The sequence below is a fragment of the Streptomyces sp. NPDC049954 genome (assembly GCF_040656295.1).
GTDB lineage: Bacteria > Actinomycetota > Actinomycetes > Streptomycetales > Streptomycetaceae > Streptomyces.
Genome location: NZ_JBFALS010000004.1, coordinates 535329 through 551107 on the forward strand (window position 1 = coordinate 535329; position 15779 = coordinate 551107).

Below are 15779 nucleotides of genomic sequence, written 5' to 3' on the forward strand. Positions count from 1 at the left end.
TGCGATGGATCGACGCGAGCGATTCCGCAGAATGACACCAGGTGTGGTGACGGTGTTGGTGGCCGCGTCACTGTTCTTTACGGTCCGGACTTCCGTAGCCGTGGCCGGCGGTGACGAGGCCGCGGCGAAGTACAAGTTCCAGGAAATGGCCATCGCGCTGCCACCGGGCTACGCGTCACAGCCCATGAACACGGTTCGCAAGGTGAATCCGGCCTATCAGAAGATCCGGTCCTGGATCTCCTCGGTCGGCGCGGGCATCGCCATCAACGACCTGATGGGCCACGGGAAGGCCGACGGCATGTGCATCGTCGACACCCGTACCGACCAGGTCGTGGTGACGTACACGCCGACCGCGCCGAAGGCGGACCGCTTCACCCCGTTCGTCCTCGACGCGGCCCCGCTGCCGATGGACGAGGCGATGGCGCCGACCGGTTGCGCCCCGGGGGACTTCAACGGCGACGGCCGGATGGACCTGCTGGTCTCCTACTGGGGGCGCACCCCCGTCGTGTTCCTGGCCAAGGCGGGGGCGAGCGACCTGTCTCCCGCCTCCTACGTGCCGCGCGAGGTGGTGGCGGCGCAGAGCGACGACGGCGCCTACCACGGCCCCCGCTGGAACACCGACGCCGTCTACGTCGGCGACCTGGACGGCAGCGGCCACCCGTCGATCGTGGTGGGGAACTACTTCCCGGACTCCGACGTGCTCGACCCGCACGGTCTCAAGAACGTGCTGATGAACGACTCCCTGTCCAACGCGAAGAACGCCGGCGGCGACCACGTCATGCGCTGGACCGGTGCCCGCGCCGGGGACGATCCCACCGTCTCCTTCGTGGAGGAGAAGGGGGCCATCCCCTACGGGGCGTCCACCGGCTGGACGCTCGCGATCTCCGGGGCCGACCTGACCGGCGACGACCTGCCCGAGATGTACATCGCCGACGACTTCGGCCACGACCACCTGCTGTACAACCGGTCCACCCCGGGACACATCAGGTACTCGGAGGCCACCGGCAAGCGCACGCCGACCACCCCGAAGTCCTTCGTGCTCGGCAAGGGTTCCTTCAAGGGCATGGGCGTCGACTTCGCCGACGTCGACCGCAACGGCCGCTTCGACATGATGGTCAGCAACATCACCGCCGCCTGGGGCCTGGAGGAGAGCAACTTCCTCTGGATGAACAAGGCCGGCAGCGAGGACGAGGCGCGCCGGAAGCTGGAGTCCGGCGAGGCGCCCTTCGAGCAGGAGGCACAGCAGCACGGGGTGGCCTGGACCGGCTGGGGCTGGGACACCAAGATGGCCGACTTCCTGAACGACGGCGACGTGTCGATCATGCAGGCCACCGGCTTCGTGAAGGGCGAGACCGACCGCTGGCCGTGGTTGCAGGAGATGGCCATGACCAACGACAACCTGCTGTCCAACCCCGCCATGTGGCCGCATGTCCAGCCCGGTGACGACGTCGCGGGCGACGACATCCTCGGCTTCTACGCGAAGACGGAGAGCGGCGAGTACGCCAACGTGTCCAAGCAGCTGGGGCTGGACGTCAAGATCCCGACCCGGGCCCTCGCCACCGGTGACACCACCGGGACCGGCGTCCTCGACTTCGCCGTCGCGCGCCAGTGGGGACCGCCCGCCTTCTACGCCAACCAGGCCCCCAAGAAGGGGAACTACCTGGGCCTGCGCCTGTACCGGCCTGCCACCGACTCCGGTGAGGGCGCGGGCAAGGGCAAGGGCATCGCGAACACCGGCGCCCCCGCCTACGGCGCCACCGTCAAGGTCACCACGCCCGACGGCACCCAGGTCTCCCAGCTCGACGGCGGCGGCGGCCACAGCGGTTTCCGCAGCTTCGACGTGCACTTCGGACTCGGTTCGTACGACGGACCGGCCACCGTGCGGCTGTCGTGGCGGGACGCCGACGGCGGCCGGCACCACACGACCCGGAAGCTCACCCCCGGAACCCACACGTATCTGCTGACCGACACCGCGCAGGAGGTCGCCGACCGATGACCACCGTCACGTCTCCACCCGCCGCTGCCCCTCCGGTGGCCAAACGCGACCCGCGCTACCTGGCGCTGCGCAACTTCGCCATCTCCATGAGCGTGTTCAACGTCCTCGGGTACACCGTGCTCGGCTTCGAACAGCCCTGGCTGTGGCCCGTCCTCGCGGTGGCCGCCGGCTACACGACGGAGATCCTCCTCGAACTGCTGAGCGCCTGGGCCCAGCGCAGGCCGGCGCGGTTCACCGGCCACGGGTTCCGTGGCGTCTACGAGTTCCTGCTGCCCGCCCACATCACCGCCCTCGCGGTGAACATGCTGCTGTACGCGAACAACCAGCTGCTGCCGGTGCTGTTCGGGGTGTTCGCGGGCGTCGCGGGCAAGCACGCGATGCAGGCCCCGGTCGCGGGCCGTATGCGGCACTTCATGAACCCGTCCAACTTCGGGATCACGCTCTCGCTGGTCTGCTTCGGCTCCTGGGTGAGCATCGCCCCGCCCTACGAGTTCACCGAGAACGCCAACACCTTCTTCCGCGCGGCGATCCCGCTGATCATCGCGACCGCGGGAACCATCATCAACACCGCGCTCACCAAGCGGACCGCGCTGATCGTCGGCTGGCTCGGCGGCTTCGTGATCCAGGCCCTGATCCGGCACTGGTTCTGGGACGTGGCCCTCGCCTCCGCGCTCGGCCCGATGAGCGGGGTGGCCTTCGTCCTGTTCACGAACTACATGATCAGCGACCCGGGCACCACCCCCACGAAGGGGCGCAACCAGTTCGTGTTCGGCGCCTCGGTCGCCACCGTCTACGGCGTGATGATGCTGTTCAACGTCGTCTACACCCTCTTCTTCGCCACCACCGCGGTCTGCGCGATACGCGGCATCGGCTGGTGGGTCGCCCATCTCGTCCAGCGCCGCAAGACCCCGGCAGGCTCCGGGGACCACCAGTCCGGGGGCCGCGGTACGGCGCTCGGCGACAAGTCCACGATCGAGGCGGTGGCCGCGTGATGCCCTCCTCCCCCCTTCCCTCCCCCTCGGCCTCCCGCACCGCACCCGCCGGCTCCCCCGGCACCGCCCCCGCCAGGATCGCCGTCGTCGGCCTCGCCTGCCGGTACCCGGACGCGGACGACGCCGAGCAGCTGTGGCAGAACGTCCTGGCCGGCCGGCGGGCCTTCCGCCGGCTGCCCGACGAGCGGATGCGCGCCGAGGACTACTACTCACCCGACCCCGCCGCCCCCGACCGCTTCTACTCGGCCAAGGCCGCCGTCCTCGACGGATTCGAGTTCGACCGGGTCAAGTACCGCGTCGCGGGCAGCACCTTCCGCGCCACCGACATGACGCACTGGCTCGCGCTCGACACCGCCGCGCGCGCCCTTGAGGACGCCGGATTCCCCTTCGGCGAGGGACTCGGCGACCTCAACACCGGGGTCGTCATCGGCAACACCCTGACCGGCGAGTTCAGCCGGGCCAACCTGATGCGGCTGCGCTGGCCCTACGTACGCCGCACCGTCGGGGCGGCGCTGCGCGAACAGGGCTGGGACGACGCCGCCCTGGCCGCCTTCCTCGACCAGCTCGAAGAGCGCTACAAGAGCCCCTTCCCGCCGATCGGCGAGGACACCCTGGCCGGGGGGCTCGCCAACACCATCGCCGGACGGATCTGCAACCACTTCGACTTCAAGGGCGGCGGATTCACCGTCGACGGGGCCTGCTCCTCCTCGCTGCTCTCCACCGCCACCGCGTGCGACGCGCTGGCGAACGGACGGCTCGACGTGGCCGTGGCCGGCGGCGTGGACCTCAGCATCGACCCCTTCGAGGTGATCGGCTTCGCGAAGACGGGCGCCCTCGCCACCGGTGAGATGCGCGTCTACGACCGTGGCTCCAACGGCTTCTGGCCCGGCGAGGGCTGCGGCATGCTCGTGCTCATGCGCGACGAGGACGCCGTCGCCCAGGGCAGGTTCCGGTACGCGACCATCGCCGGCTGGGGCTACTCCTCCGACGGGCGCGGCGGGATCACCAGGCCGGAGGCGTCCGGGCACCGGCTCGCCCTCCAACGCGCCTACGCCGCAGCCGGGTTCGGCATCGAGACGGTGGGCTACTTCGAGGGGCACGGCACCGGTACGGCGGTGGGCGACACGACCGAGCTGCGCGCCTTCTCGGAGGCCCGCCGGGCCGCCGACCCGGACGCGCCGCCCGCCGCCCTCGGCACGGTCAAGGGCAACTTCGGCCACACCAAGGCGGCGGCCGGTGTCGCCGGTCTCCTCAAGGCCGTCCTCGCCGTACGCCACCAGGTCATCCCGCCCGCGACCAGCCACGTCGACCCGCACCCCGAACTGACCGGCGACCGGCCGGCCCTGCGGGTCCCCGGCGAGGCGGAGCTGTGGCCGCAGGACGCCCCCATCCGCGCGGGCGCCTCCTCCATGGGCTTCGGCGGCATCAACGCGCACATCGTGGTCGAGCACGCCGACGGGGTGCGCAAGGAGGACGTCGGCCGGGTCACCCGCAGGCTCGTACGGTCCCGTCAGGACACCGAACTGCTGCTGCTCGACGCCGGCACCGTGGCCGAACTGCGCGGCAAGGCCGCCCGGCTGGCCGCCTTCGTCCCGCAGCTCTCCTTCGCCGAACTCGGCGACCTCGCCGCCACCTTGCAGGGCGAACTCGAAGAGCGGCCGATCCGGGCCGCCGTCCTCGCGGCCTCCCCGGAACAGGCGGAGCAGCGCTTCACGAAGCTGCTCACCCTGCTGGACGGCGGCGCGCGATCGGTGCTCGACACCTCGGGAGGGGTGTTCCTCGGCAGCGCGGCGGCCAGACCCCGCGTCGGCTTCCTCTTCCCCGGCCAGGGCGCCGGCCGGCGCGGCGACGGCGGTGCGCTGCGGCGCCGCTTCGCCCCGGTCGACGAGCTGTACCGCGCGCACCCGCTGCCCACCGGCGGCGACCTGGTCGCCACCGCCGTGGCGCAGCCGCGCATCGTCACCTCCTCCCTCGCCGGACTGCGGGTGCTGTCCGCGCTCGGCATCGAGGCGGTGGCGGCGGCCGGACACAGCCTCGGTGAGGTCACGGCCCTGCACTGGGCCGGAGTGCTCGACGAGTCCTCGGTCCTGCGCACCGCCACCGAACGCGGACGGCTCATGGCCGAGGCGAGCGACGGGGACGGGACCATGGCGGGCATCGCCGCCGCCCCCGCCGACACCGAACCCCTGCTGGCCGGGGAGCCGGTCGTCATCGCGGGCTACAACGGCCCCCGGCAGACCGTGGTCTCCGGTCCGGCCGACGCCGTCCAGCGGGTCCGCGCCCTCGCCGCCGCGCGGGGCCTGGGCACGGCGGCGATCAACGTCTCGCACGCCTTCCACTCCCCGGCCGTCGCGCCCGCCGCCAAGGAGCTCGGCGCCTACCTGGGGACCCAGCGGTTCGCCCCGCCGGCCCGGCGGATGATCTCCACGGTGACGGCGGGCGAGGTCACCCCCGACACCGACGTGGCGGAGCTGCTGACCCGCCAGGTGCTGGAGCCGGTGCGGTTCGCCGAGGCCGTCCAGACCCTGGCCGCCGAGGTGGACCTGCTGATCGAGGTCGGCCCCGGGCGGACCCTGAAGGGACTGGCCGCGGACATCGCCCCCGGGGTGCCCGCCGTCTCGCTCGACGCGGACTCCACCTCCCTGTCCGGACTGCTGACCGCGACCGCGGCCGCGTACACCCTCGGCGCGCCCGTGCGGCACGCCGCGCTGTTCGAGGACCGCTTCACCCGGCCGCTGCCCCTGGACAAGGAGTTCCGCTTCTTCGCGAGCCCCTGCGAGTCGACCCCGGACATCGCACTGCCCCTCGCCGGCGTACGCGTCGACGCACCGACCGTCGCGGAGGCGGCGGACGAGGCGCCGGCCGCCTCGGTGTCCGGGGAGGACGGCAGCCTCCCGGTCCTCCTGCGCCTCGCCGCCGAGCGGGCCGAACTGCCCCTGGAGGCCGTGAACCCGCACAGCAACCCCCTCGACGAACTGCATCTCAGCTCCATCACCGTGGCGCAGATCATGAACAGCGCCACCCAGGAACTCGGCATCCCCGCACCGACGGTCACCACCGCCTTCGCCACCTCCACCCTCGCCGAACTCGCGGAACTCCTCGACGGGCTGGCCCAGGCGGACGCGGGCGGGGCCGAGGAGCCGGTGGTGCCCCTCGGCGTGGCCCCCTGGGTCCGGGCCTTCGCCGTCGACCAGGTACCGGCCGGACCGGCTCCCGCGGCCGGGCCCACCGGCGAGGGGGACTGGGAGCTGTTCGCCCCCGCACGCCATCCGCTGGCCCCCGGCCTGCACGAGGCCCTGCGCAGCGCGGGGCTCGGCGGCGGAGTGCTCCTGTGCCTGCCCCGGGACTGCGACGAGGACCACGCGCAGCTCATGATCTCCGCCGCCCGCGCCGCGCTGTCCCGCTCCGGGGCCACCCGCTTCGTCGCGGTCGGCGACCGGCGGGGCGCGGCGGGCCTGGCCAAGACCCTGCACCTGGAGGCACCGGGCATCGCGACCACCGTGGTCACCGCGGAGCTGCCGGAGCGGATGCCGGCGGAACGCGCCGCTGAGCTGAGCGCCCGCGTCGTGCGCGACGTCGCGGCGACCGGCGGGTTCAGCGAGGTCCACCACGGGGCCGACGGCCGCCGTACCGTGCCGGTGCTGCGCCCGCTGCCGGTCACCTCCCCGGCCGGGGAGCCGGGCGCCGGTACCGGGCCGGAACAGGTGCTCGACGCCCAGGACGTGCTGCTCGTGACCGGCGGCGGCAAGGGCATCACCGCCGAATGCGCCCTCGCCCTCACCGAGTCCACCGGGGCGGGCCTCGCCCTGCTCGGCCGGTCCGATCCCGCCACCGATCCCGAACTGCGGGCCAACCTGGAGCGGATGACCGCGGCGGGCGTCAACGTCCGCTACGTCCGCGCCGACGTCACCTCCGCCGACGAGGTCAAGGCGGCGGTCGACGAGATCCGTACGGCGCTCGGCCCGGTCACCGCCGTACTCCACGGCGCGGGCCGCAACGAACCGCACGCCCTCGCCCACCTGGACGAGGCGTCCTTCCGCCGCACCCTCGCCCCGAAGATCACCGGCCTGGGCAACGTGCTCACCGCCGTCGACCCGGCCTCCCTGCGCCTGCTCGTCACCTTCGGCTCCATCATCGGCCGGGCCGGCCTGCGCGGCGAGGCCGACTACGCCACCGCCAACGACTGGCTCACCGACCTGACCCGCCAGGTGCGGGAGGACTACCCCCACTGCCGTTGCCTGGCCCTGGAGTGGTCCGTGTGGTCCGGGTCCGGCATGGGGGAGCGGCTCGGCGTACTGGAGTCGCTGATCCGCGAGGGCATCGAGCCGATCCCGACGCAGGAGGGCGTGGCCCTGCTCAAGCAGGTGCTCGCCGACCCTGACGCGCCCGCCGCCCTGGTCGTGATGGGACGGGCGGGCGGGCTGCCGACGCTGACGCTGGAGCAGCGGGACCTGCCGCTGCTGCGCTTCGTCGACCGTCCCCAGGCCCACTACCCGGGCATCGAGCTGGTCGTCGACTCCGAACTGACCGCCTCCGACGACCTCTACCTGGCCGATCACGAACTGGACGGCGACCTGCTGTTCCCCGCGGTCCTCGGCATGGAGGCCATGGCCCAGGCCGCCACGGCGCTCACCGGGTTCGAGGGGGCACCCACCCTGGAGGACATGGAGTTCCTGCGGCCGATCGTCATCCCGCCGCACGGGGCGACCACCGTCCGGGTCGCGGTGCTGGCCCGGAACGCCGGAACCGTGGAGGCCGTGATCCGCAGCAGTGAGACCGGCTTCCAGGCCGACCACTTCCGCGCCACGCTCCGCTACGACCGACCGGAGCCGGAGGACACCGGGCCCGCGCCCGTCGCCGACGACGCGCCGCGGCTCCCGCTGGCCCCGGACCGCGACCTCTACGGGCCGGTCCTCTTCCAGGGGCCGCGCTTCCAGCGCCTGGTGGGCTACCGGCGACTGGCCGCCAAGGGCTGCGTCGCGGAGATCGCCGACACGGACGGCCGACCCTGGTTCGCGCGGCACCTGGCCGCCGGGCTCGTCCTGGCCGACCCGGGCACCCGGGACGCCCTGATGCACTCGATCCAGTGCTGCGTGCCGGACGCCACGCTGCTCCCGGTGAGCGTCGAGCGCCTCCACCTGGCCGACCCGGCCGAGGCGCGAGGGCGGGACCAGGTGACGCTGCACGCGGCGGAGCGCTCCCGCACCGGCGACAGCTACGTCTACGACCTCGACGTCCGCGACCGCTCGGGCAGGCTCGTCGAACGCTGGGAGGGGCTGCGGCTCCAGGCGGTGCGCAAGCAGGACGGCACCGGGCCCTGGCAGCCCACCCTGCTCGGCCCGTACCTGGAGCGGCGCGCCGAGCGGCTGCTGCCCGCCCCCGTACGCGTCGTCGTCCGGCCCGACGAGGCGCCCGCGCAGGGGGTGGCCGCCCGCCGCGCGGCGACCGCGCAGGCCGCCGGCTGGGCGCTGGGCCGGGCCACCGAGGTGACCCACGGCCCGGACGGCCGGCCGGAGATCCCGGGCGGCCCGCACGTCTCCGCCTCGCACGGCGCGGGGGTGACCCTGGTGGTCACCGGCGAGGTACCGGTGGCCTGCGACGTGCAGACGGCCGAGCCCCGTTCCGCCGAGGAGTGGCAGGGGCTGCTGGGCGCGGAGGGGTTCGCCCTGGCCCGGCTGATCGCGGCCGAGCAGGAGGAGGAGCTGTCCCTCGCGGCCACCCGGGTGTGGAGCGCGGTCGAGTGCCTGCGCAAGAACGGCCGCGCACTCGCCGGGCTCACCGTCGACAGCACACCTCCGGGCGAGGCGCGCTGGGTGTCGCTGCGCTCGGGCACGGCCCGGATCGCGACCTTCCCGACGGCCCTGCGGACCGTCGCGGAGCCCGTGGTGTTCGCGCTCATGGCACAGGCCGAGGAGAGGAACGACTGACGATGCAGCCCTACTACGAGTACCGCCACCTGGTGGGCTTCGAGGACACCAACCTCGTCGGCAACGTCTACTACGTCAACTACCTGCGCTGGCAGGGGAGGTGCCGGGAGATGTTCCTGCTGGAGCGCGCGCCCGAGGTGCTCGCGGACATCAGGGACGACCTGAAGCTGTTCACCCTCAAGGTGGACTGCGAGTTCTTCGCGGAGATCACGGCCTTCGACGAGTTGTCGGTCCGGATGCGCCTCGACGACCTGACCCAGACCCAGGTGGCCTTCAGCTTCGACTACGTCCGCCTGCGCGAGAACGGGGCCGAGGACCTGGTGGCGAAGGGGCGGCAGCGGATCGCGTGCATGCGCGGGCCGAACACCGACACCCGTCCGACCCGGGTCCCCGAGGCGCTGCGCACCGCGCTCGCGCCCTACGCGGCGGGGGCGGGCGCGCGATCCGCCGGAGCGACGAGCGGGGCGGGAGCATGAGCGCCGAACGGCTGCCGGTGCGCCCCGGCCCCCCGCCCGTCGCCGGCCTGCCGCAGCCCGGTCACGGCCGGGGCGAACTGCGCGCCGTACTGGGCCGTTTCGCCACGGGGGTCACCGTCCTCACCGCGGGCCGGGACACCCCCCGGGGCATGACCGCGAACTCCTTCACCTCGGTCTCGCTGGAGCCGCCGCTGGTCCTGGTGTGCGTCGTGCGCACGGCCTCGATCCACGAGGCCATCCTGGAGGAGGGCGCCTTCGCCGTCTCGATGCTCTCGGGACGGCAGGAGGACCTGGCCAGGCACTTCGCCGACCGCGGCAGGCCCCGGGGCCGGCGCGAGTTCGAGACGGTCGGCACCGTCCCGGGACGGCACACCGGGACCCCGGTCCTGACCGGCGCGCAGGCCTGGCTGGAGTGCGCTCTCGCGGCGGTCTACGACGGCGGCGACCACTCGATCTTCCTGGGCTCGGTGCTCGACACCGGCCGCGAGGAGACCGACGATCCGCTGCTGTACTTCGGCGGCGGATTCCACCGGCTCGCCGTCTGAGACGTACGGCGGGCCGAGGGCGCGGGAGGCCGCCTCCGGGAGGTCTCCCGGAGGCGGCCGTGGCCGGCCGCGGCCCTCGGCTCGCCGTCCGTCCGACCGACCGGGCCCCGCGAGGGGTTTCCGGACACCCCCCAGCCGATCGGCTGAACCGAGAGGACGGAAACATGGAGTACCGCTTCGTCGGCCGCAGTGGCCTGATGGTCAGCGAGCTGGCCTACGGGAACTGGATCACCCACGGATCGCAGATCGAGGCCGAAGCCGCCCGTGCCTGCGTGCGCGCGGCGCTCGACGCCGGCATCACGACCTTCGACACGGCCGACATGTACGCCGACTCCCGCGCGGAGTCGGTACTGGGCGAGGCGCTGCGCGGTGAGCGGCGCGAGGGCCTGGAGATCCTCACCAAGGTCTACTTCCCCACCGGACCGGGCCGCAACGACCGCGGCCTGTCCCGCAAACACGTGCTCGAATCGATCGACAACTCGCTGCGCCGGCTGGGCACCGACTACGTCGACATCTACCAGGCCCACCGGTTCGACCCCCGCACCCCGATCGAGGAGACCATGCGGGCCTTCGCCGACGTGGTGCGCGCGGGCAAGGCGCTGTACATAGGGGTCTCGGAGTGGACGGCCGAGCAGATCCACGCGGGCGCCGCCCTCGCCCGGGAGCTGGGCGTGCCGCTGATCTCCTCGCAGCCGCAGTACAACGCGATCTGGCGGGTCGTCGAGACCGAGGTGGTGCCGGCCGCGACCGAGGAGGGCCTCGGCCAGCTCGCCTGGTCGCCGATGGCCCAGGGGGTGCTCACGGGCAAGTACGAGCCCGGGGGGCGGCGGCCGGACGGCTCCCGGGGGGCCGATCCGGCCAACGACATGTTCATGGGGCACCTGCTCAGGGACGAGGTCCTGGAGCGGGTACGGCTGCTGCGGCCCCTGGCGGCCGAGGCCGGGCTCACGCCCGGCCAGCTGGCCATCGCCTGGGTGCTGCACAACCCGGCCTTCGCCGCGGCGATCGTCGGCGCCTCGCGGCCCGAGCAGGTCACCGAGAACGCCGCCGCCTCGGGCGTGAAGCTGGACGAGGAGCTGCTGCGCCGGGTGGACGAGGCCCTGGCACCGGTCATCGTCCGGGACCCGAAGCTGACGGACAGCCACGAGGAGCGCCCCTGACGAGGTGACGGTGCCGGGACAGCCGTAGCCGTCGAGGCCGGCGCCGTCGGTGGCCGTCCGGCCCCCGGCCAGCAGAACACGCAGGCGAGGAAAGGGATCTCAGCAGGGCCGCACCACGGTCCGGCCGCGCCACGGGCCGGCCCGTGGCGCGGCCCGCACGTGTGCCCGGAGCCCGTCGCGAATCGGGCACGCTGCGAGAAAGCCCACGTCGCGGCCGTTCGTATGGTGACCAGGAGGGCGGGTTCGGCGTCAAGAGCCACGCCCGGGAGCCCACGGCCGCGCGTCGCGCGCCGTCGGCAGCCGTTTCAGTCCGCTGGAGGAGACCCATGGGTAAGTGCCCGATCGTCCTCGACCGCCTGGGCAAGGACATCCACGCCGAGGCGCGCACGCTGCGTGCGCAGGGGCCGGTGGCCCGCGTCGAACTGCCGGGAGGCTATCTCGGCTGGTCGGTGACCGACTACGCGATCGCCAAGCAGATGCTCGTCGACCCGCGTTTCCGGAAGAACGGCAAGCAGTACTGGCCCCCGCTGATGAACGGCGAGGTGTCGAAGGACTGGGAGATGATCACCTGGGTGATGATGGACAACATCAACACCCGCGACGGTGAAGAGCACGACCGGATGCGCCGGCTGATCGGCCACGCCTTCACGCCCCGCCGGGTGGAGGCCTCGCGTCCGCTCATCGAGAAGATCGTCGGGGAGCTCCTCGACGAGCTGGAGGCCACCCCGCCCGGTGAGGCCGTCGACCTCAAGAACCGGTTCGCCTACGCCCTGCCGGCCTGGGTGATCTGCGACATGTTCGGCGTCCCGGTCGAGGCGCGCAAGCGGATGCTCCAGGGCGCGGTGGCCAACAGCAAGACGACGATCACACCGGAGGAGGCGGAGGAGAACCTCAACCAGTGGCACGAGGCCATGGCCGAACTCGTCGCCACCAAGCGTGCCACGCCCGGCGAGGACCTCACGAGCCTGCTGATCAAGGCACGCGAGGAGGACGACGCCCTGACCGATGACGAACTTCTCGGTACACTTCACGTCATGCTGGGGGCGGGATCCGAGACGCTCGGCAACGTCATGTTGCACGCCATCGTCGACCTGCTGACCCACCCCGACCAGTTCGAGCTGGTACGCAGTGGGAAGGCCGATTGGGAGACGGCGTTCGCAGAGACGGTGCGCAAGGACGCCGCGGTCGCCCAACTGCCGTTCCGTTACGCCGCCGAGGACGTCGAGATCGGCGGTGCGCGGATAGAGAAGGGCGACCTGGTGATGATCGCCTTCGCGGGCATCGGCCGAGACCCGAAGCTGCACGGCGAGACCGCGGACGACTACGACATCCTGCGCGAGGACAAGACCAACCTGTCCTTCGGCCACGGACCGCACGCCTGTATCGGCCGTTCGCTGGCCACCCTGCAGGCGATGATCGCCCTGCCGGCGCTGTTCGAGCGGTTCCCCGGCATGGCGCTCGCGACCGCGCCCGAGGACATCCCGCCGCAGGGCACCTTCATCATGAACGGCTACGACACCCTCCCCGTCTACCTGCACTGACGCGCGGCGCCGCCGGCCCTCCGGGCGGGCGGCGCCGGTCCCGAAACGAGAAGAGGACGAAGCGAATATGGCACCCAAGGTGGTTTCTTCCGAGGAATGGCTCGCCGCCCGGCGGCAGCTGCACGAGCAGGAGCAGGCGGAGTTCGCCGCCCGTCAGGAGGTGAACGCCGCGCGTCGGCAGCTGCCGATGCGCCAGATCGACCAGGGCTACGTCTTCGAGGGCCCGGACGGCAAGGTCTCGCTGCTCGACCTGTTCGAGGGCAAGCGCCAACTGGTCACCTACCACTTCATGTTCGACCCGGAGTGGGAGGAGGGCTGCAAGCACTGCTCCTTCGTCGCCGACAACATCGGCGACCTGTCCCACCTGCACGCCCTGGACACCACGATCGCGCTGGTCTCCCGCGCTCCGTACGGCAAGATCGCGCCGTTCAAGGAGCGGATGGGCTGGACCGTTCCGTGGGTCTCCTCCCACGGCACCCGGTTCAACTACGACTTCCACGTCACCCTGGACGAGGACGTCGCGCCCGTCGAGTACGACTACATGGACAAGGCGGCGCTGGAGGAGGACGGCCGCTGGTTCACCGAGGGCGAGGCCGGCGGCATGAGCGTGTTCTGGCGCGCGGACGACGACACCGTCTACCACACCTACTCGGCCTACGGGGACGGGATCGACATCCTGCACGGCACCCTGCTGTACGCCGACATGACCCCGCTGGGCCGGCGCGACGACCTCGGCCGCGACTGGCTGCGCCACCACGACCGCTACGCCGCCGCCGGGTCCTGACACCTCCCGGCGCCGCACCGCGGTGAACGTCCCGCCCGCCGAACCGGCGGGCGGGACGTTCGCGTGCGGTCAGCGCACCGGCCGGGGACCGCGTGCGGCCAGCGCCGCCGCGCACTCCTCACGCAAGTACGCGATGGCTTCGAGGTACTTGGGGCGCCAGCCCAGCTCGCGCCGGGTCCTCTCCGAGCTGACCTCGTGGTCCATCACGTACAGCTCGACGATGTCCGCGATCTCCGCGGGCGGGTTGTCGGTCGTGGGCCGGCACACCGCCGCGCCGCCGCCGGTCGCGGCGGCCAGCTCGTCGACGGTGATGGTCTCGGCGACGCCGTTCCACGCGGTGCCCGGCGCGGCTTTCTCCGCCACCAGCGGGTACAGCTCGGCGAGGTCCGCGACGTGCACCGCGGGCCAGCGGATGCCGCGCCGTTCGTAGTACAGCCCGGCGCCCAGCGCGGCGGCCACCGGCAGCAACTGGTCCGGTACGACACCGCCGTTGTCGCCGTAGATCAGTCCGGGCCGGACGAGGATCCCGCCGCCCGCGCGCACCGCCCGCTCGACCGGCGCGCGCCAGGCCACGCACCGGGGCGGCTCGGGCACGGTGTCCTCGGAGGTGTGGCCGGGGCCGAGGACGTCGGCGCCCGAGGTGTGGATGAGCCGGACGCCGGAGGCGAGGATCGCCTCGACGCCCTCGCGTTCCGCCTCGCCCTCGATCCGGCCGGCGTGCACGACCAGGTCGAAGCCCTCGGCGGCGGTGCGCAGCGAGGCCGGGTCCGCCAGATCGCCGGGCACCGCCGGATAGCGGGGGTCGACCGGCCGTCCGCCGGGGCGTTGCAGGGCCGCGACGTGGTACCCGGCCTCGGCGAAGGACCGGGCGACGTACCGGCCGAGGTATCCGGTGGAGCCGATGACCAGGACGCGCGTGGCGCCGCTCGGCGCAGGGGTGTCAGACATCCGATGGGACTCCGTTCTGTTCTGGGAGACGTTCCTTCGAGCCGAGACGAGACGAGACGAGACGAGACGAGACGAGACGAGACGAGAGGGGAGGCGGCCGGAGGCGGGTTCGGGTGGTCTCCTGTCGGCGCCCGCGGCTCCTCGGACCCGGTGCTGTGCCGGAAGGCCCGCCCGGTCGCGGATCAAGTGATGGTGGCATCCCGCCGCCGGACGGTGACCTTCGAGATTGCCGGGTCCGGTCAACTCTAGGCGCACACAGTTGACTTGAGTGGCCGGCGGATATTCCGTGACGGCGCACTCCGGAAGTGGCCGAGGCCCCCGGGCACGGACCACGATGTCTGGCACAGGTGTCCGGGACGCAGCCGTCCCGGACCACACCGCCCGACCGACCGCCCAGGGAGAGTTGCCCATGGCCACCCCGCTCGGCTCGCTGCGCAGGCTCCTGCTCGCCCCTTCGCTGCACTCGGTCGGCTTCGCCGGCCGGGGGTTCCCGGTCACCCCGACCCCGGCCACCGCGCGGCTGGAGGCGATCCCGCAGTCGGTGGTCGTCGGCTTCGAATGGGGGATCGAGGCGCGGGGTACGGAGGAGATCGAGCGTCGACTGGCCATGGTGGAACCCGAGTTGCGCGGATTCGCGTACGAGGGGGCCGTCATGGCGTTCACCGTGCGCGACGCGGTACGCGGGCACCGGACCAGGGAGCTGATCCTCGGCCCCGGGCGCCCGCACTTCTTCCTGGCCTGCATCGGCATCGGGTTCGCCATGGCCCGGCTGCCGCGTCCGCTGTGGCGCAAGGTGATGCCCGACCTGCACGAGATCCCCTTCCACCCCACGATGAGCTGGCTGGCCGTCGACGGCTACGGCTTCGACCTGGCGTACTTCGACACGGAGCGGTGGATCGACCGCCAGTCGCGGCCCGACCCGTACCCGTGGGACGGGCATCCCGGGTACTTCCTGCGCGCCGTGGACCAGGGCATCGGGCGCGCGCTGTGGTTCATCCACGGGGGCCGCTGCGCCGCGGTGGCCGAAGCCGTCGGGCGCTTCGCCGGGGACCGGCGGGCCGACCTGTGGAGCGGCGTCGGTCTCGCGGCGACCTTCGCGGGCGGCGCGACGGCCGCGGAACTGGCCGGGCTGCGCGACACGGCCGCCCGGGCCGGGCACGACGCGGACCTCGCGATCGGCGCGGTCTTCGCGATCAAGGCCAGGCACCACGCACGGTTCGTGCCCGGGCAGACGGTCACCGGCGCCGCCGAGCTGACCGGACTGGGCGTCGAGGAGGCCGTGGACCTGGCCGACCGTACCGAGGTCGAGCGCACGGGTACCGGCCCGGTGCCGCAGTACGAGCTGTGGCGCCGCAACATCCGCGAGCACTTCGTGAGCGCGGCCGTCACCCCTTCCCACGAGGAGTAGAG

The 15779-nt window shown here is 72.7% G+C and carries 10 protein-coding genes; 9 read left to right on the top strand and 1 reads right to left on the bottom strand.

Annotation, left to right across the window (positions count from 1 at the left end):
- The first annotated feature begins 100 nt into the window (after positions 1–100).
- The 8 genes from AB0J21_RS11590 to AB0J21_RS11625 all read left to right on the top strand — a co-directional run bounded on the left by AB0J21_RS11590 (position 101) and on the right by AB0J21_RS11625 (position 13421).
- Complete coding sequence (locus tag AB0J21_RS11590; protein ID WP_363145654.1) at positions 101–1996, top strand: CRTAC1 family protein; 1896 nt, start codon at positions 101–103, stop codon at positions 1994–1996.
- Positions 1993–2988, top strand: coding sequence for an enediyne biosynthesis protein (locus tag AB0J21_RS11595; RefSeq protein WP_363145655.1), 996 nt, complete (start codon positions 1993–1995; stop codon positions 2986–2988). Before AB0J21_RS11590 ends, AB0J21_RS11595 begins: the two co-directional genes overlap by 4 nt.
- Positions 2988–8915, top strand: coding sequence for an SDR family NAD(P)-dependent oxidoreductase (locus AB0J21_RS11600; RefSeq protein ID WP_363145656.1), 5928 nt, complete (start codon positions 2988–2990; stop codon positions 8913–8915). The genes AB0J21_RS11595 and AB0J21_RS11600 overlap by 1 nt, the downstream gene beginning before the upstream one ends.
- Positions 8916–8917: 2 nt before the next feature.
- Positions 8918–9391 (top strand): acyl-CoA thioesterase, encoded by a 474-nt coding sequence (locus AB0J21_RS11605; protein WP_363145657.1) that lies wholly within the window; start codon positions 8918–8920, stop codon positions 9389–9391.
- Positions 9388–9936 carry a flavin reductase family protein gene (locus tag AB0J21_RS11610; RefSeq protein WP_363145658.1) on the top strand — a complete coding sequence of 183 codons (549 nt, stop codon included), beginning with the start codon at positions 9388–9390 and terminating at the stop codon, positions 9934–9936. The genes AB0J21_RS11605 and AB0J21_RS11610 overlap by 4 nt, the downstream gene beginning before the upstream one ends.
- Before the next feature lie 164 nt (positions 9937–10100).
- A complete protein-coding gene (locus tag AB0J21_RS11615; protein ID WP_363145659.1) occupies positions 10101–11096 on the top strand; it encodes an aldo/keto reductase family protein in 996 nt (331 codons plus the stop codon).
- Between the two features lie 326 nt (positions 11097–11422).
- On the top strand, positions 11423–12637 hold the full coding sequence (locus AB0J21_RS11620) for a cytochrome P450 (RefSeq protein ID WP_363145660.1): 1215 nt from the start codon (positions 11423–11425) through the stop codon (positions 12635–12637).
- Between the two features lie 67 nt (positions 12638–12704).
- Positions 12705–13421, top strand: coding sequence for a DUF899 domain-containing protein (locus tag AB0J21_RS11625; protein ID WP_363145661.1), 717 nt, complete (start codon positions 12705–12707; stop codon positions 13419–13421).
- Positions 13422–13490: 69 nt separating this feature from the next.
- Here the strand turns inward: AB0J21_RS11625 and AB0J21_RS11630 are convergent, their stop codons facing one another.
- A complete protein-coding gene (locus AB0J21_RS11630; RefSeq protein ID WP_363145662.1) occupies positions 13491–14369 on the bottom strand; it encodes an NAD-dependent epimerase/dehydratase family protein in 879 nt (292 codons plus the stop codon).
- A gap of 409 nt (positions 14370–14778) precedes the next feature.
- On the opposite strand from AB0J21_RS11630, the gene AB0J21_RS11635 reads away from it, so the two are divergent.
- Entirely contained in the window at positions 14779–15777 is a 999-nt protein-coding gene (locus AB0J21_RS11635; RefSeq protein ID WP_363145663.1) for a DUF1702 family protein, read from the top strand.
- The last annotated feature ends 2 nt before the right edge of the window (positions 15778–15779 follow it).